The 16,086-nt window shown below is 72.4% G+C and carries 13 protein-coding genes, 1 tRNA gene and 2 pseudogenes; 8 read left to right on the forward strand and 8 right to left on the reverse strand.

Annotated elements, in window-relative coordinates; translation table 11 throughout:
• The coding region (locus tag AB0K09_RS17575) for a penicillin acylase family protein (protein WP_366066271.1) at positions 1–513 on the reverse strand (513 nt) is incomplete at its 3' end.
• 178 nt (positions 514–691) lie between these two features.
• Positions 692–1,453, reverse strand: a complete 762-nt coding sequence (locus AB0K09_RS17580) for a maleylpyruvate isomerase family mycothiol-dependent enzyme (RefSeq protein ID WP_366066272.1) — start codon at positions 1,451–1,453, stop codon at positions 692–694.
• Positions 1,454–1,640: 187 nt separating this feature from the next.
• Between AB0K09_RS17580 and AB0K09_RS17585 the strand changes: the two are divergent.
• From AB0K09_RS17585 to AB0K09_RS17600, 4 genes and pseudogenes are all read left to right on the forward strand, one after another.
• Positions 1,641–1,883 (forward strand): annotated as a pseudogene (locus AB0K09_RS17585) (IS5/IS1182 family transposase); the annotation flags it as partial.
• A 140-nt stretch (positions 1,884–2,023) separates the two neighbouring features.
• The gene (locus tag AB0K09_RS17590) at positions 2,024–3,097 is read left to right on the forward strand and encodes a MerR family transcriptional regulator (protein WP_366066273.1); all 1,074 of its coding nucleotides are present in this window, start codon (positions 2,024–2,026) and stop codon (positions 3,095–3,097) included.
• A gap of 22 nt (positions 3,098–3,119) precedes the next feature.
• On the forward strand, positions 3,120–3,629 hold the full coding sequence (locus tag AB0K09_RS17595) for a hypothetical protein (RefSeq protein WP_366066274.1): 510 nt from the start codon (positions 3,120–3,122) through the stop codon (positions 3,627–3,629).
• Positions 3,626–3,733: pseudogene (locus AB0K09_RS17600) on the forward strand (leucine zipper domain-containing protein); the annotation flags it as partial. The gene AB0K09_RS17595 and the pseudogene AB0K09_RS17600, both read left to right, overlap by 4 nt.
• A gap of 213 nt (positions 3,734–3,946) precedes the next feature.
• Here the strand turns inward: AB0K09_RS17600 and AB0K09_RS17605 are convergent.
• Positions 3,947–4,501 (reverse strand): phenolic acid decarboxylase, encoded by a 555-nt coding sequence (locus AB0K09_RS17605; protein WP_366066275.1) that lies wholly within the window; start codon positions 4,499–4,501, stop codon positions 3,947–3,949.
• Positions 4,502–4,606: 105 nt separating this feature from the next.
• Between AB0K09_RS17605 and AB0K09_RS17610 the strand changes: the two genes are divergently transcribed.
• Positions 4,607–5,038, forward strand: a complete 432-nt coding sequence (locus AB0K09_RS17610; RefSeq protein ID WP_366066276.1) for a MarR family transcriptional regulator — start codon at positions 4,607–4,609, stop codon at positions 5,036–5,038.
• Positions 5,039–5,741: 703 nt separating this feature from the next.
• Here AB0K09_RS17610 and AB0K09_RS17615 read toward each other — a convergent pair.
• From AB0K09_RS17615 to AB0K09_RS17625, 3 genes are all read right to left on the reverse strand, one after another.
• Positions 5,742–6,824 carry a cytochrome P450 gene (locus AB0K09_RS17615; RefSeq protein WP_366066277.1) on the reverse strand — a complete coding sequence of 361 codons (1,083 nt, stop codon included), beginning with the start codon at positions 6,822–6,824 and terminating at the stop codon, positions 5,742–5,744.
• Between the two features lie 781 nt (positions 6,825–7,605).
• A tRNA-Leu gene (locus tag AB0K09_RS17620) sits at positions 7,606–7,693 on the reverse strand.
• Positions 7,694–7,872: 179 nt separating this feature from the next.
• Complete coding sequence (locus AB0K09_RS17625) at positions 7,873–9,438, reverse strand: aldehyde dehydrogenase family protein (RefSeq protein WP_366066279.1); 1,566 nt, start codon at positions 9,436–9,438, stop codon at positions 7,873–7,875.
• 221 nt (positions 9,439–9,659) lie between these two features.
• Here AB0K09_RS17625 and fdhD point away from each other — a divergent pair, with 221 nt between their 5' ends.
• Entirely contained in the window at positions 9,660–10,499 is an 840-nt protein-coding gene (gene fdhD / locus AB0K09_RS17630) for a formate dehydrogenase accessory sulfurtransferase FdhD (protein ID WP_366066280.1), read from the forward strand.
• A 58-nt stretch (positions 10,500–10,557) separates the two neighbouring features.
• Here the strand turns inward: fdhD and AB0K09_RS17635 are convergent, their stop codons facing one another.
• Both AB0K09_RS17635 and AB0K09_RS17640 read right to left on the reverse strand, forming a co-directional pair.
• A complete protein-coding gene (locus AB0K09_RS17635; protein ID WP_366066281.1) occupies positions 10,558–12,918 on the reverse strand; it encodes a GTPase-associated protein 1-related protein in 2,361 nt (786 codons plus the stop codon).
• Positions 12,919–13,051: 133 nt separating this feature from the next.
• On the reverse strand, positions 13,052–13,495 hold the full coding sequence (locus tag AB0K09_RS17640; protein ID WP_366066282.1) for a MarR family winged helix-turn-helix transcriptional regulator: 444 nt from the start codon (positions 13,493–13,495) through the stop codon (positions 13,052–13,054).
• A gap of 151 nt (positions 13,496–13,646) precedes the next feature.
• On the opposite strand from AB0K09_RS17640, the gene AB0K09_RS17645 reads away from it, so the two are divergent.
• Both AB0K09_RS17645 and AB0K09_RS17650 read left to right on the forward strand, forming a co-directional pair.
• Positions 13,647–14,579 (forward strand): zinc-binding dehydrogenase, encoded by a 933-nt coding sequence (locus AB0K09_RS17645; RefSeq protein ID WP_366066283.1) that lies wholly within the window; start codon positions 13,647–13,649, stop codon positions 14,577–14,579.
• 97 nt (positions 14,580–14,676) lie between these two features.
• On the forward strand, positions 14,677–16,086 hold a 1,410-nt coding region (locus tag AB0K09_RS17650; RefSeq protein WP_366066284.1), incomplete at its 3' end, for a sialidase family protein.

Raw genomic sequence — 16,086 nt, forward strand, 5'->3', positions numbered from 1 at the left:
GGCCGGATCGGAGATGTTGTTCACGCCCGTCTCGGCCAGGAACTTGTTGTACCCCTGGACATAACCGTGAATGGCTTCTTTGACCTCGGGCTCCGGTCCGTTCGGGGCGGGCTGGTCGATCAGCCGCTCCACCACCCGGTTGTCGTTCATTCGCTGGAAGTACAGGTCGCTGTTGAGATTGGTGGTGGTGTTCTGGTTCTGGCCGGGGCTCGCCCTGCCGTCGGGTCCCAGGTAACGGGACCTCTGTGCATTGACCATCAGATAGGTGTCGGCCAGGGTGCAGATGTTGTCCTTGGCCGCGGCGTATCCGTAGCCCGTCCCCAGCCCTTCCAAGGTCGAGGCGATGATGTGCGGGATGCCGTATTCGGTGTAGCGGATCGTCGGCCTGTCCGGCCCCTGTTCGGCGACCGCCGACCCGGTGGCCGGTGACCCGGTGGCCGCCATCGTGCTCATCACCGCCACCGCGGCCATGACCGCCATCGGCAGCCTCGCTCTGAGTCTCCTCCGCGCCATCGAGCCGTCCTTCCCCTGCGGTCCAGGCCTTGTCCGAACGCGGCCACGCTAGGGAGAACCGATGAAATCCCGATGACGCGCGGAACGCCACCGGACCCGGAGGACAAGCTCCTGCGGGAGGCGCTCGGGCCCGAGCTGTACGAGTCCGTACTGGCAGTCCGCCGGCGGTATGGACCGGCTACTCCTCGGGCTCCCAGGCGATCAGCTGCTCGAACACCTGCGGGTCGCCCTCGATCTTCAGGTCGCTCAGCGTGAGGCGGCCCCAGACGAAGAGGAGCAGCTGCTCGGCCGTGCCCGTGGCCGAAGCGGAGGCGGGCGCGGCGTCGTCCGTGAGGGGTGCGGGCCAGGCGCCGGTGCCGTCCAGCGCGAGGAGCCAGGAGCGGCCCTCGGTGGCGTGGTAGTGGATGGTGGCGGCCTCGTGCGGCCAGGCCGCCGGGGTGGAGTTGCAGGTGTCGAGGAACTCGGCCACGCCGTCGATCGCGACATCCGCCGGCATCGGCTGCACGGCGCCTGCGGCGAGCTGGGCGTCGTAGGTGTGCACCAGCACCTCGTGCACCCGGCGCCGGGCAACGCCCCAGGCATTCGCCGGCGACACGCCGGCGGCCCACCACGCCCAGCACTCGCGCTCCGGGCCGGCCTCGCGCAGCGCACTCAGCAGCAGCTCGTTCGACTCGGCGTACCAGGCCGGCAGCGCCTCGGGCTCGCGCGGCGCCTCCGCGGCCTCCTTGGCCGGCGGGGCCTCGGCCGGGCCCGCGGCGACGATCGCGGCCCACCAGCGCTGGCCCGTACCCAGGTGCTGCACCAGATCGAACAGCGTCCACTCGGGGCAGGACGGCACCGGCACGTCAAGGCTGGGCGCGGCGGCAACCGCACTCCGGAACGCGGCCGACCGCTCGTCGATCAGTTGCAGCAGGACGGAATACTCAAGACTCTCGGTCACATCGCCTGCCTATCACCCCGGCTCAGCCGACCGCACCCCGTTTTCCAGGCCGTCAGCTGCGGGAGTCTGCGCACCTCATAGCAAGCCTGGTCGTAGCCATGTCCCCTTCCTGGCCGGCTCATTGAACGAGCCCGTGCCGGCGTCGGCCCGGGACTGGCACGAGGCCGGGGTGTGGGACCGGCTGCACCAGGTGCTGCCCCTGCTCGAAGCGATCCCGCGGATCCGCGGAGTGACCGGTCGCCCCCGTCACCGGCCGCGGCAGTTGTTCGCCGACCGGGGCTACGACTTCGACAAGTACCGTCGGCTCCTGTGGAAGCGCGGCATCAAGCCGGTCATCGCCCGACGCGGAGTTCCGCACGGCTCCGGCCCGGGCTCGGTCCGCTGGGTAGCCGAGCGGACGATGGCGTGGATCCACGGCTTCCGACGGCTAGGGATCCGCTGCGGGACCTCGAAGCCGGACCCTGGACGCCCAGCTCCGACGAACAACAGCCAGCTGTTGCCGGCCATGACGTTGGTGACGCCTCATGTCTATGTTGACCTTCGAGTTGGTTGAAGCTCAATGATGGCGAGGTGCCGAATTCTGAGCTGATGCCCATCGGAGTCTTTGCCCAGCGCAGTGGTCTGACCTCCAGCGCGTTGCGGTTCTACGCTGACTCCGGGCTGCTGCCCCCTGCCGAAGTAGACCCGGTCTCGGGCTACCGCTACTACGGCGCTGACCAGGTGGCACGGGCGACCGCGCTGCGTCAGCTCCGCGAGATCGCCATGCCCCTCGCTGTGGTCGAGGCGGTTCTCGATGCCGGGGCCGACGAGGCGGCACGGCTGGTTGACGAGCATGTTGCCAAGATCGTCGGGGAGGCGGCGGCTGCACGGCAGAAGGCTGCTGTCATCAAGTCCGCGCTCGGCGGCAACCTGCCCGGTCTGCTGATCGCCACGCTGAAGGGGCCCGTGCTGGCGGATGCGGTCGATCAGGTCCTGACCGCGACCGCGTACGAGCCGGGGATGGCGGTGCTTGCCGGCTTGCACATCGAGGCGAGTCATGAGGCGATCACCCTGACGGCGACCGACCGGTTCCGGCTCTCCACTCGGACGCTGGTGCCGGCACGGCCGGCGGAGCGGACGTGGGCCGGCACGGTCGACGGCGTCGATCTGCGGGCCGCGGTCGCCGAGATCCGGCACAGTGCGCTGGTCCGCATCGAAGCGGTGCCGCAAGGGATCCGGCTGCGCATGGACGAGCGGGAGGACCGGCACTGCCGGTTGCTGTCCGAGGACTTCCCCGATCACCGGCTGATGCTCGCGTCCCTGGGTGAGGCCACCACCCGCGCAACGGTCTCGAAGGACCTGCTGCTGCGCGCCCTGGAAGAACACCCCGGCGAACGCGTCGCGCTGCACATCTCCCGTCACGGAGTGAACGTCTGGCCACCGAACGACGAACACCCCGGCATCCCGGTCCTCGCCACCGTGACGGGCGAGGCCCTCCGGATCCAGTTCGCAATGATCACGCTCTATCCCGCCGTGAGCACGGCCATCGGCCCCGACGTGATGCTCGACCTGAGGGGACACGACCGGCCCGTCACGATCCGCTCCGCCGACCGCGGCGATCTCACCACCCTGGCCATGCCCGTCAAGGTCGACCACGCATCCTGAGAACGACAACGAGGAACACTTCATGCCTACCGCACCCGCCGGCCCCGACCCGACCATGGAAGCCATCGGGCAGGCCGTCACCGAAGGCCGAACGGGCAACGCTCTCTCCGCCCGCCGCAAGCTCCTGAACCTGTGGTCGGCGACCGGCGTCACCGGCGACCCGCTGCACCGTTGCTCACTCGCCCACTACCTGGCGGACCTCTACGAAGATCCCGCCCAGGCCCTCGCCTGGGACGTCCGGGCCCTGGAGGCCGCCGACGCAGTGACCGAGCAGCGCGTCCAGGAGCACCACGCCGGCCTCCACATAGCCGGGTTCTACCCTTCCCTCCACCTCAACCTGGCCGACGACTACCGCCGACTCGGGTCCTTCGATGCAGCCACCGAGCACATCGACGCGGCCAAAGAGCAGGCCCTCAACCTCCCACAGGACGCATACGGTGCCCTCCTGCGCACCGCCCTCGACGAGGTGGCAGAGGCCATCTCCCGGCGGGACATCACCAAGCGGCCCTCCGCACCTGGTCCCACTGCATGACGCACCGGAACGCGCCCCTCACCGTCGAGGGGCGCCGTCACCTGGTCGAGCGTTGCCGGACGAGGCCGATTGCGCACGTCGCAGCCGGGACGGGGGTGTCCCGCTGAAGAAGGCAGGCCGCGTCCCTGACGGCGGCGCCATAGGGCTCCTAGTACTCCAGTGTGGTTTCGCGATCTTGGGTCGGGTCCTACTGGGAAGGGGTACGGCCACCGCGTGATCACCGGTTGGTGTTTGGGCAAACGGAGATCGTCTGTGGGGCCGGGGACCCGCCACTGCTCGTCGAGCTGGCGGGGCCGGTGACATGACTTTGGCGGCGCTCAGTTGATGCGGTCGGACCAGCCGGCCGGGAGGTCGCCGGGGGCGATGGAGATGACGGAGTCGTCGTCGGTGCCGACGTACTCGAAGAGGGTGATCTTCGCGAACTCGGGGACGACGTAGATCGGGTAAGTGGGCCCCTGATCGCGGTAGCGGCGCATGTCGTCCAGGTGGTCGTTCTGGAAGCAGACGGTGCGCTCGCCATGCTCCTCGACCCAGCGAGGGAAGAAGATCACACCGTGCAGGCGCCGCTTGTCGGGCATGACGTTGACCGCGACGGAAGTGCCGGTGGGCTCGTTCCAGGAGACCTTGAAGTTGTCGTCGTCCAACTGGACGAGGTCGACCTGCTGGTCCTTGACCCAGCGGCCGCCGACCATTCCGGAGTGGATCCGGTAGTCGATCGTGTGGTCGTTCTTTACGTACATCTCGTACTGCCAGCCGTTGGCGTAGGTGTAGATGAAGCGGTGGCCGACGATCTTGGACAGGTCCTGCGGCGGGACGGGCTGCTCGACGGTGGTCTGGAAGGCCCCGTTGCTGGTGGTGCCGTTGTCTGTCATGGGTGACCTCCTTGGATGGTGCTTGCCGGCGCGGTGTGTCCGACTACTTCAGTTTGTCACAAAACTATTTTGCAGCAAAAACGCCTGTGGGAGAGAATCGACCCCATGGACACTGCCACCGAGTTCGGCCGCCTCATCGGCCCACTACGCCGGGCCATACTGCGCACACGACGCACTGCCGACCTCCCCGACCTGCCCGAAGCTCAAATCGAACTACTCCGGACACTCGCCGAAGCCGGACCGCTGTCACCTCGCCAGGCCGCCGACCGGCTGCGTCTGGCCCCCTCCACGATCAGCAACCTCGTCCGCACCATGACCACCGCCGGCCTGGTCGAGCGCGAACCCTCAACGACCGACCTGCGCGCCGTCCGCCTCGCCGCCTCACCCGCCGCACTGGAGATGCTCCACACCTACGACCGAACCAGCACGGCTGCCCTACAGCGCGCTCTGGCCAATCTGACCCCGAACAGCCGGGAAGCGATCGAACACGCCCTACCCGCCCTCGCCGAGCTGCTCACCGTCCTTGAGACCGACTAGGCCGTTTCCTTCGGATCATGTGCCGTGTCCCCCGGTTGGCCCAGGACGAGCACGGCAACCTCAGTGGCCCCGACCTGATGGGCGGCAAGAGCCCCGTGGCCGCGCCCTGACGACCTGCCCGAGGTCAGCGACGCGGTGCTGATCAACCGGTCGGCCCCCTGAGCCAACACCACCTTTCCCGCCCGGTTGTGCCGCTCGGCCCGGTCTTCGCAACTGGTTCGCCGGCCTCCACATGGGCCCGTGCCTTCCCCGTTGCGTGCCCTGTCCTCCCAGGTAGCCGCACATGCAGAAGGTGGCCCACCCCATCGGGACTGCCTGGATCGGTGGCGCCAGTCCTTCGAGTGCCTCTGCTCGAACGGACATCCCATGAAGATCCGTTCCGCCACCGCCACGGCGTGCTGACGGCTTGTCTGGTCTTGAGGGCGTCAGGTTTGCCACCGCCCCGTCAGGCACTGCGGGCGCCTCCGCCGCACCGTATGCGGTCGGCCCGCACAGCGTCCCCACGGACGACGGCGACGGCGGGCCGGGGGCAGCGGTGCTGTAGCCCCCTTTGGTCAGTCGCTCTCCGGGCAGCCGCTCGCCCACGCCGGCCAGGCCTACCTGCGCGCGGACACGCACGATCGCCGCCGTGGACAGCCTGCTGATCAATGCGCAGTCGCGGATCGAGATCACCCACCCACGGTCGTGGTGACGGATGGCCTGGTCAATACCAGGTGAGGGGGAGGGCGTCCAGCGTCCGGATGGTGGGGCTCGCTGTCCAGGCGAGTGTGCCGGGGTCGGCGGCGAGGCGGAGTCCGGCACGCTCGCAGAGCAGGACACGCAGGGCGGTGGCGAGTTCGAGGCGGGCGAGTTCGGCGCCGAGACAGTGGTGGATGCCCCGCCCGAAACTGAGGTGGCGGTTGGGACTGCGGGCGACGTCGAAGCGATCAGGGGCCCCGAATGCGGCAGGGTCGCGGTTGGCGGGGCCGAACGCCACGAACGCCGGGAGGCCGGCCGGTGAGAGAGAAGACCGGGCCATCCCCAGGGTGATGGAGGGGCTGTAGCGCAGCACTTCCTCGACGGCTGCGGTCGGCAGGAGCTGCCCGGTGCGCAGCGGGGCGAGCTGAGCAGGGTGCAGGAGGAGGCACAGCAGCGCGGTGGCCAGCTGGGCTGCGGCAAGGTGAGCGCCGTCGAAGAACAGTGAAGCGGCAAGCCCCTTCAACTCCCTTTGTGTGAGTCCGCCCTGCTCGTGGGTATCGAGCAAAGCGGTGAGGACGCCGTCGCTTGGATGGTGGCGGAGGTTGTCGAGCACATCGCCGACCCCACGGTGCAGTTCAAGCTCGGCCTGCCGGATCTCGGCCAGACCGGCCAGGGGATCGGCGGCGCGAGCCCAGGACCAGCGGTACAGCTGCGGCCGGAACCGACCCGGCACGCCCATCACGTCGCAGTGCACACCGAAGGCGTACGGCACGCAGAACCCGGACACCGCGTCGAAGGGTTGGTCCCCCGCGCGGAGCCCGGCGGCCAGCCTTCGAGCACGCCCCTCGACCCGTGCCTGGTACGCCCGGATGGACCGGGCGGCGAAGGCGTGGTTGACCACCGCCCGGAGACGGGTGTGCTCCGGCGGATCCACCTGGGCGATCGACATCGCGGACGCAGGACCCTTCGCCAGATACTCGGCGGCGAGCAGGCGATGAGAATCGGTCAGCAGCCTCCGCGCCTCTTCGTAGCCCAGCACCAGCTTGCGCGCCCGACAGCGGGAGTCCGGGCCGCCCCAGACCAGCCGTTGGCGGGCGTGAAGGAACACCCGGCCGTCACCACCACGCACCGCAGCCATCTGACCCCAGCCGCTGCCTGCCGTACCGCCTTGCCTGTCGTGCTGCCCACAGGCCCCTTGGCAGAATGCCCGGCCCGGCCCATTCCGACACTGCCCATACCCATCGCCCGTGGCCCGAGCGGCGACGGAGCAGACGGTCGGGCGCCGAACGGGCAGCACAGCGGCGCCTGATGCGGTGGAGCCAGGGCCCGATCCCCTGCGTGCGCTGTGGGGTGTCCTTCCTGGCTTCGGCCATCGCCGTGGACCACATCGTTACCGACCCACGATCCGGGACATGGCCTGGTCGAACATCGCCCGCCAGCGGGCGGGGTCTACGGGTACGGCCACAAGATCGCGAAACGAGACTGGAGTACTAGGGCGAAAAAGGAAAGCCGAGCACGGAGGTGTGCTCGGCTGTGGTGGGAAGCGAGGGGGCAGGCGGGGACGTAGAAGATCGCCACCTGCCCGTGGTACGTGTGCTCGCGGCTGGTGATGTCGGGGCGCAGGAAGACGGTCAGCCACTCCTGTGCCGTCTCCCTGGCCGGAGAGTGAACCCCGAGGGACCGATCCGGCTGGACATTCGCCCGCCCGGACCACACCTTTTCGGCCTCGTGGGGCGCACTGCCTGAGCAAGATCCATGCCCGGCTGTCTCGTGGCTGGTCACGCCGCCGGTCGCAGGAGTTCCGGATCCCACTGGTCACGCACTGGTCGCACCGAAGCCCGACCCAGCCCGGACAAACAGAAAAACCCCAGCTCAGCTGGGGTTTCTGCTGGTGTCCGAGGGGGGACTTGAACCCCCACGCCCGATAAAGGGCACTAGCACCTCAAGCTAGCGCGTCTGCCATTCCGCCACCCGGACAAGGTGTCTGTCTCCGCCGGTGTTCCCCGCGGCGACATGGATAACTCTATCAAGGATTCGGAGTGCTTCTCACCAGGCCTTTCGTCCCGGGCCGCCAGGACCTGGGGCCGGAGCCGGGCCGGGCCGGCGCGAGCCCCGTCGCGCCGCCCGGGGCCGCCGGGCGGCGCGGGTCGGTGCCGCTACGGCATCAGGTGGTAGTCGGGGAAGTTGCCGGGCAGCCGCTCGTCCGCCGGGCCGCGGGTCACGGCCCGGACGAGCAGGTCGCCGCCGACGAAGGCGCCGCGCCAGGACGCGCCGAAGCCGCCGAAGAGCTCCTCGCGGTCGCCGCGCGAGCGCGGTGCGCCGTGCCCGACCTTGAAGGCGCGGATCTGCGGGGCGAGCCGCTCGTAGGTCTTCGGGTCGTCGCAGGAGAGGGTGGCGACCAGGGCGCCGTTGCTGGCGTTCATGGCCGCCAGCAGTTCGGCCTCGGTGTCCACGAGCACGATCGTGTCGACCGGGCCGAAGGGCTCGGCGTGGTGGAGGGGGGAGGACGGCGGCGGGTTCAGCAGGGTGACGGGTGCCACGTACGCGCCGGTGTCCTGGCCGGGCAGGAAGCGGGCCGGGTCGAGCTCGCCGCGGTGGAGGGGGATCGCGCCGCGGTCCACGGCCCCGGCGACCTGCTCGGTGAGCTCCCGGGCCTTGGCGGCGTTGATCAGCGGGCCGAAGTCGAGGTCGGGCAGCTCGTCGTCGGGCGAGGCCACGGCCAGCGGATGGCCGAGCCGGACGGAGCGTACGGCCGGGAGGTAGTGCGCCAGGAAGTCGGCGAAGGCCGCGCGCTGGACGACGAAGCGCGGGTAGGCCGTGCAGCGCTGTTTGGCGTAGTCGAAGGTCTTGCGGATCAGCCGCCCCAGGGCGGGCCAGTCGGTGAATTCCCACACGCCCCAGGCGTTGAGGCCCTCCTGCTCCAGGATGTGGCGCTTGCCCAGGTCGGCGACGGCGGTGGCGACGCGGGCGCCGGTGTCGCGGCCGCCGACGAACGACACGCAGCCGATCTCGGGGGCGCGGACCAGGGCCGCGGAGAGCTCTCCGCCGCCACCGCTGACCAGGGTGACGGGCAGACCCTCCCGGGCAGCGAGCGCGCAGGCCAGGGTGAGGCAGGCCAGGCCGCCGTCGGTGGGGGTCTTGGCGATGACGGCGTTACCGGCCAGCGTCTGCACGAGCATGGCGTGGACGAGGACGCTCATCGGGTAGTTCCAGCTGGCGATGTTGCTGACCGGCCCGGCCAGCGGGGTGCGGCCGGCGAGCATGGTGTCGATGCGGTCGGCGTACCAGCGGACGCCGTCCACGGCCCGGTCGACGTCGGCCCGGGCCAGCCGCCAGGGCTTGCCGATCTCCCAGACGAGGAGCAGGGCGAGGAGGTCGCGGTGCTCGTGGAGCGCGTCGAGGGCGGCGGTGACGCGGGCCGTGCGGTCGGCGAGCGGGACGTCGCGCCAGGCGCGGTGCTGGTCGAGCGAGGCCCGTACGGCCCGGTGGGCGGTGGCCACGTCGAGGCGGGGCGGCCCGGCCAGCGGCGTGCCGTCGACGGGGCTGGCGGCGGGCAGCGGGCGGCCGTCGGGCCGCCAGGCGCCGCCCCAGAGGTTGAGGACGCGGTCGTCGTGGAACGCCTCGGGGGCGAGGGCCCGGCAGCGCTGCCAGGCGGTGGCCCATGCGGTGCCCGGTTTGAGGGCGAGGGCTGGTGTCGCGGGGGATGCCGTGGGTGCTGCCATCTCGTGGTCTCCGCTCTCGGTGCGCGGTCGGGGCGGGGAGGGTGGCGCGGTGCGGCTGCCGGACAGCCGGCTTTCCTGCCATCGAACGGTAGCCAGTGCTACCGGCCGGTAGCCAGAGGGCCGCGGGGCGGCGGAGTCCCCCGGTCCGTCCGGGCCCGCGTCGCGTGAGACCGTTTTCCCGGACCGGGCAGACCGACATGGAGAGGCAGACGGGGAGCGACATGGGACGGGTCACCGAGCGACGCCGCGTCGTCCGCATCAGGGACGGGGTCGTCAGCTCCCGTCCCGATACGCTCGTGGCGGAGGAGCCGCTGGAGATCCGGCTCGGCGGCAAGCCGCTCGCGATCACCATGCGCACGCCGGGCGACGACTTCGCGCTGGCGGCGGGCTTCCTGGTGAGCGAGGGGGTGCTGGGCCGCGCCGAGGAGCTGGCGAACATCGTCTACTGCGCCGGCGCGACGGACGACGGGAGCAACACCTACAACGTCGTCGACGTGCGGCTGGCGCCCGGCGTGCCCGTGCCGGACGTGTCGCTGGAGCGCAACGTCTACACCACGTCCTCGTGCGGTCTGTGCGGCAAGGCGAGCCTGGAGGCGGTGCGGACGAACGCCCGCTGGCCGGTCTCCGACGGCCCGTCACCGGTGCGGCTGACGCCGGAGGTGCTGGCGAGGCTGCCGGACCGGCTGCGGGAGGTGCAGCGCGTCTTCGACCGCACCGGCGGGCTGCACGCGGCCGCGCTGTTCACCGCGGACGGCGAGCTGCTGGACGTACGCGAGGACGTGGGCCGGCACAACGCGGTGGACAAGCTGGTCGGGCGTGCCCTGCAGCAGGGGCTGCTGCCGCTGTCGGGGGCGGTGCTGATGGTCTCGGGGCGGGCCTCGTTCGAGCTGGTGCAGAAGGCGGTGATGGCCGGCATCCCGGTGCTGGCGGCGGTCTCGGCGCCGTCCTCGCTGGCGGTGGACCTGGCCGCCGAATCGGGGATGACGCTCATCGGCTTCCTGCGCGGCTCGTCGATGAACGTGTACGCGGGCGAGGAGCGCGTGGTCGCCGGGGCCGGGTGAGATTCCGGGGCCTCGGGCCGGGTGGGATGCGGGCGCCGGGGGAGGGGCCGGGGGCGGTTCAGCGGGACCTGCGGCGGCCGCCGAAGGCGCTGAGCCCGGTGAGCCGGCCGAGCACCCCGAGCCGGTTCCACTCCTGGAACGCCTCGACCCATTCGGCGCCGACCTGCCGCAGGCAGTGCAGCATCTCCTCGATCTCCTCGGCCGGCATCCGGCGCACCTCGGGGCGGAGCACGGAGGCGAGGAGCTCGGTGCGGATCTCGTCCCAGAGGGCGCCGGCGCCGGGTTCGGTGTGCCAGGCGACGAAGCAGACGGCCGCGTAGAGGGGGTTGCCGCGCAGTCGTTCGCCGACGGTCTCGCCGCGGGCCTCGCGGGCGTAGGCGCCCAGGAGGTGTTCGTCGCCGGAGTCGATGAGGTCGGGCAGTTCGCCGGGGGGCGGGTCGAGGGTGAGGAGGCGGCGCGCGAGGGCGTCGCCCACGCGCTCGTCGATGCCGGGTTCGAGCGGGGCGGCCTGGGCGCGGAGGGTGGCGGTGCGCGCGGTGAAGCCGGGCAGGGCCTCGCCCTCGGCCAGTTCGCCGGCGGTCTTGAGCAGGAGCAGGGCGGCCCGCTCGCGGGGCGCGGGCTCCGCGCCGGAGGCCAGCAGGGCCCGGGCGAGGTCGGGGGCGCAGGGGTCGTCGGGGGCGCTGGTGAGGGCGGAGTGCAGGAAGGCCTTGTCGAGGCCGGCCTCGCGGTGCCAGGCGGCGGGCAGTTCGGCGAGCAGGGTGCGGGCTTCGGCGGAGCGCAGCGGTCTGCCGTCCCAGGCGAGCCGGTAGGCGGTGCGCAGGACGGAGGGGACGCCCTGGTACTCGCCGCCGGCCGCCTTGAGGAGGGCGTGCAGGAGGGCGGGGCGGTCGGCGTCCGTCTCGGGGAGCGGGACGGCGGAGCCGGTCACGGCGGTGGCCATGGTCAGGTGGGGGCAGCCGGTGAGGTCGGCGCCGGGCAGTTCGGCGGTGAGCAGGCGGGCGACCGTCCGCGGGTCGTCCTGGGCGGCCGTCCGGTCGAGCGAGCCGAGGACGGGCCCGGCCAGCAGGGGGTGGGCGTCGAGGGCGGCGCGCACGAGTTTGCGGTCCTGGGCGGCCTCGTCGAGCAGGGCCCCGGCCAGGCGCTCGGTGAGCGGGGGCAGGAGCGGCGCGTGGTTGACCCGCAGGGCCTCGGCGAGGCGGAGGAGGGACAGGAAGCGGACGAGGGGCTGGTCGGGGGCGGCGGCCAGGCGGTCCATCTCGGCCCGCAGGTCGCGGCGGAGGGGGGCGGTGGCGACGCGGGGCGCGAGGGCGGCGAGCTCGTCGGCGAAGGCGGCCAGGGCCGTCCATTCCTCGGGGGTGCGGTCGGTGCCGCCGGCGGCGAGGGTGGTGAGCAGACGGTCGCGGGCTGTCGCGTCGAAGCGTCCGTCGGGGCTCTGTTCGCGGGCCCAGCGGGCGGCGGCGGTGCGGCCGTTCGCGTCGAGGGCGATGCCCTCGCGGGCGGCGAGGGCGGCCAGCCGCCCGGCGTCGTCGGAGCCGTCGCGGGCGGCGGTGGACCGGTCGCGGGAGGCCTCGGCGAACAGGGCGGGCATGCCGGCGAGCCAGACCCGGGTGGCGACGGCGGCCCACAGGTCGCGCTCGGGCCGGACGGGGCTGGAGGGGCCGCCCGTGCAGTCGTGCACGCGGAAGCGGTTGTCGGCGGCGGCCGTGGCGAAGTCGACCTCGGCGCCGGGGCAGGCCCCGACGATCTGCTGCCGGGCGAGCAGCGGGCGGCGGGTGTAGGTGGTGAAGGTCAGCCGGTCGGCGAGCTCGCGCGGCAGGACGGCGCTGGCGACGGCGATCCAGTACGCGGTGTGGGCGCTGTCGCGCTCGATCACCAGCAGCTGCGGCGCGTCGCGGGTGCGGAAGAGGGTCCGGACGTCGGCGAGGAAGGCTTCGAGCCGGTCGGCGCGGGAGTGGACGAAGTCGAGCAGGCCGGTCTTGTCGATGCGCCGGGCGGGGACGATCGTGCTGATGGGCTCGGGCGTGCCGCTCTTGGGGGCGCGCTCGGACCAGGTGGGCGACTCCCACGCCTCGATGGGAAGCAGGCCGCCGGGCAGCCCGGCGCCGTCGGGCAGTCGGACGGCGTGGGCGTGGAAGGCTGCGCGGCGGCCGCCGGGGGCGGGCTCGTAGCCGGTGCAGACGGTGCGGCACAGCAGCCGGCTGCCGTCGGAGAGCCGGATGTGGCTGAACGAGACCGGCAGTGCGGCGATTTCCTCGGGCGTCGGCCGGGCGGGGGCGCCGCGCGGGGGCTCGTAGCCGATCAGCTGCTCGGCCTCCCCCAGCAGGGTGATGGGCAGTTCGGGGCTGGCTGCGGTGAAGCGGAATCCCGGGCCGTCCGACCTGGGTGCGGCGGAGGTGTAGTGCAGTTGCTGCAGATTCACGCGGGCCGCCTTCCTCCTTCTTTCGCCCTGTTCCGTCACACCGTGAGGTACGGACCGTTCCGTCCGGTACGACCGGTACGAAGAGACATCCCACCAGATCCGGGGGGCTGTTGCCCGTGCTTTCGGGGGAAGTTCAGTCGGCGTCCTCCACGACCTTGGCGAGGAGGGCGAGGAACAGTTCGCGCTCGACGGGCGTGAGGGCGGCGAGGAGGGCCTCGTTCGCCTCGTCGCCCAGGGCGGCGAGGTGGGTGAGCCGGCGGCGGCCGGCGGGGGTGATGGTGATGGCGTTCTTCCGGCGGTCGGCGGGGTCGGGGGCGCGGGTGACGAGCCCCTCGGCCTGGAGGTCGTTGAGGATGCCGACCATGTCCTTGGGGTCGAAGCCCGTGGTGCGGCCGAGCTGGGCCTGGGCGACCGGGCCGAGGTCGGCGACGGCCGAGAGCACCGCGTGGTGGGGCATGCGCATGCCGTCCTGCGCGAACGCCTCGGACACCAGGCGGCGGCCGCGCGCCGAGGCGCGGTTCAGCAGCCAGCTGGGGAGGGCGCGGATGCGGGTGAGCGCGGGCTCGGTCTCTGCCATGGTCCGAGCCTAACCGGGGGTCGTGGGTACTCCCAACGAATGACAGGGCCGGAAAACCGTTGGAGTTCCCAATGAAGTCGGCTACGGTGGAGACATCCGTTGGGAGCCCCAATGAATTGGGGGGCTGCCGCCCTGCGTGTCGGAGGTGCTCATGCGTCGTGTCCGGTATTACGAGAACGGCGGTCCCGAGGTGCTGCGGCTGGAGGAGACCGAGGTGCCCCGCCCCGGCCCCGGCGAGCTGCTGGTGCGCACGGAGGCCGTCGGGGTCACCCTGCCGATGGTCCGCAAGGTGCGCGAGGGCGGGATGCCGCTGCCCGGGAGCCTGGGCGGCGAGGTGGCGGGCGAGATCGTCGCCGTGGGCCCCGAGGTGACGGGCCGGCAGGTCGGCGAGCGGGTCACCGGTCTGTGCTTCGGCGACGCCTATGCCGACCACGCCCTGCTGCACGCCGCCATGGCCTCGCCGGTCCCGGAGGGGGCGAGCGCCTCGGAGGCGGTGGCCCTGGTGCGCTCCGGCCTGGTCGCGCTCGGCGCGTACGAGTCCGCCCGGCCGGCCGAAGGCGAATCCGTGCTGGTGACGGGCGCGGCCAGCGGGGTCGGCCACCTGGCCGTGCAGCTCGCGGCGGCCCGGGGCGCCGGGCGGGTCGTGGCGGCGGTCGGCTCGGCGGAGAAGGCGGAGTTCGTCCGCTCGCTCGGGGCCGACGAGGTGGTCACCTATACGGACGATTCCTGGGGCGAGCCGGTGGACATCGTGCTGGACGCGGTCGGCGGAGAGCTGCTCTCCCCCGCCGTGGCCGCCCTGGCCCCGGGCGGGCGGCTGGTCGCCTACAGCTCCGGTGGCGGGACGATCCAGGCGTACGACCTGCTGGTGGGCGGGAAATCGGTCATCGGCTTCCAGGTGGCGCGGACAGCCCGGGGCCGGCCGGCCCTGATGGAGCAGTGGCGGCAGGAACTGTGGGAGCTGTTCGCCGCCGGGCGGCTGCGTCCCCGGATCCATGCCGAGCTGCCCCTGGAGCAGGCCGCCGAGGCCCACGGGATCATCGAAGCGCGTGCCAACCAGGGAAAGGTGATCCTGCGACCGGTGTAGCCCGCCGGGAGGCCCGGTGCTTGTGGGAGCCGTGTCCGGCCCGTACGTTGGCCCACCGGACACAGGACGCGCACCGACGCACCCCAAGGACCGCACCATGGCGCCGCCTCCCCGCACCGGTCACCGCTCCCGCCGCCCCGCGATGTCCGCCGCGGTGCCCGCCGTGCTGGCCGGCCTGCTGCTGGCCCTCCTCCCCCGTCCGGCCTCGGGGGCCGCTCCCCAGCCCGCGGGATTCGACGAACAGGTGCTCTTCCGGCCCGGGCAGGACCCGGGGTACGCCTGCTACCGCATTCCCGCGATCGTCACCACCGTGCGCGGCACGCTGCTCGCCTTCGCCGAGGGCCGCAAGCACGACTGCGGCGACGCCGGGGACATCGACGTGGTCCTCAAGCGCTCCACGGACGGCGGCCGCAGCTGGGGCCCGCTGCTCCTCGTCGACTCCGGGCACGGCGACACCCACGGCAACCCGGCACCCGTCGTGGACCGCCGCACGGGCCGGATCGTCCTGGCCACCACCTCCAACAAGGGCCGCCCGGACGCGGGCAACTGCGACGTGCCCTGCGATCGAAGGCCCCATGTGCAGTACAGCGCGGACGACGGAGTCAGCTGGTCGCGGCCGCGCGAGCTGACGGCGGCCCTGCGGCCGCGCGGCTGGAACTCCTGGTACGCGACGGGGCCCGGACACGGCATCCAGCTGGAGCACGGCCGGCACCGCGGGCGGCTGGTCGTCGGTGTCAACGCCGAGAGCCACGACGGGGCCCGCACCTCGGCCAACCACGCCGCGCTCGCGTACAGCGACGACGGCGGCGCCCACTGGCGGCTCGGCGCCACGGACACGCGTGCCGTTCGCGCCGACGGCACCTACGGTCAGAAACCCTCCGAGCTGACCCTGGCCGAGCGGCGCGACGGCGCCGTCTACGTGGGCGGCCGGGAACAGGACGGCACGGAGCTCGGCAACCGGGACGAGGCCGTCAGCCGGGATGGCGGCGGCAGCTTCGCCGCGCCCTTCCGGGCGCTGCCCGATCTGTACGCGCCGATGGTGCAGGGCGCGGTCCTGCCGCTGCGGCCGGGGCGCTGGCTGTTCTCGGCACCCGCCGACCCCGACCGCCGGCGGACGATGACCATCCGCTCCTCCTACGACGAGGGGCGCACCTGGGAGGGTGCCGAGCGGGGCAGGAAGGTGACCTCGGACTGGTCCGGCTACTCGGACATGACGGCCATCGGGGGCGGCGCGCTGGCCGGGCTGCTGTACGAGGCGGGGAAGGCGGACGCGCGGCAGGAGATCCGGTTCGCCCGCTTCGGCGAGGACTGGCTGGGCGCCCGCCGGGGCCCGGATCCCACGACCGACGACCTCGCGCCCGGCGCCCGGCCCGCGACGGTCCTCGGCGGTGCCCGCCCGGTCGCGGGCCGGCTCGGCGGCGCCCTGTCGTTCGACGGCAGGGACGACGCCGTCCGGCTGCCCTACCGCACCTCATTGCCGCTGGGCAGCGGGGACTTCACGGTGGTG

Source organism: Streptomyces sp. NPDC049577, from assembly GCF_040675635.1.
In the GTDB taxonomy this organism is placed as follows: domain Bacteria; phylum Actinomycetota; class Actinomycetes; order Streptomycetales; family Streptomycetaceae; genus Streptomyces.

Bases quoted from the DNA above. Each gene is read 5' to 3' on its own strand.
- AB0K09_RS17605 (WP_366066275.1), bottom strand. From the start codon at position 4,501: ATGACAGACAACGGCACCACCAGCAACGGGGCCTTCCAGACCACCGTC.
- AB0K09_RS17595 (WP_366066274.1), top strand. From the start codon at position 3,120: ATGCCTACCGCACCCGCCGGCCCCGACCCGACCATGGAAGCCATCGGG.
- AB0K09_RS17625 (WP_366066279.1), bottom strand. From the start codon at position 9,438: ATGGCAGCACCCACGGCATCCCCCGCGACACCAGCCCTCGCCCTCAAA.
- AB0K09_RS17610 (WP_366066276.1), top strand. From the start codon at position 4,607: ATGGACACTGCCACCGAGTTCGGCCGCCTCATCGGCCCACTACGCCGG.
- AB0K09_RS17640 (WP_366066282.1), bottom strand. From the start codon at position 13,495: ATGGCAGAGACCGAGCCCGCGCTCACCCGCATCCGCGCCCTCCCCAGC.
- fdhD (WP_366066280.1), top strand. From the start codon at position 9,660: ATGGGACGGGTCACCGAGCGACGCCGCGTCGTCCGCATCAGGGACGGG.
- AB0K09_RS17645 (WP_366066283.1), top strand. From the start codon at position 13,647: ATGCGTCGTGTCCGGTATTACGAGAACGGCGGTCCCGAGGTGCTGCGG.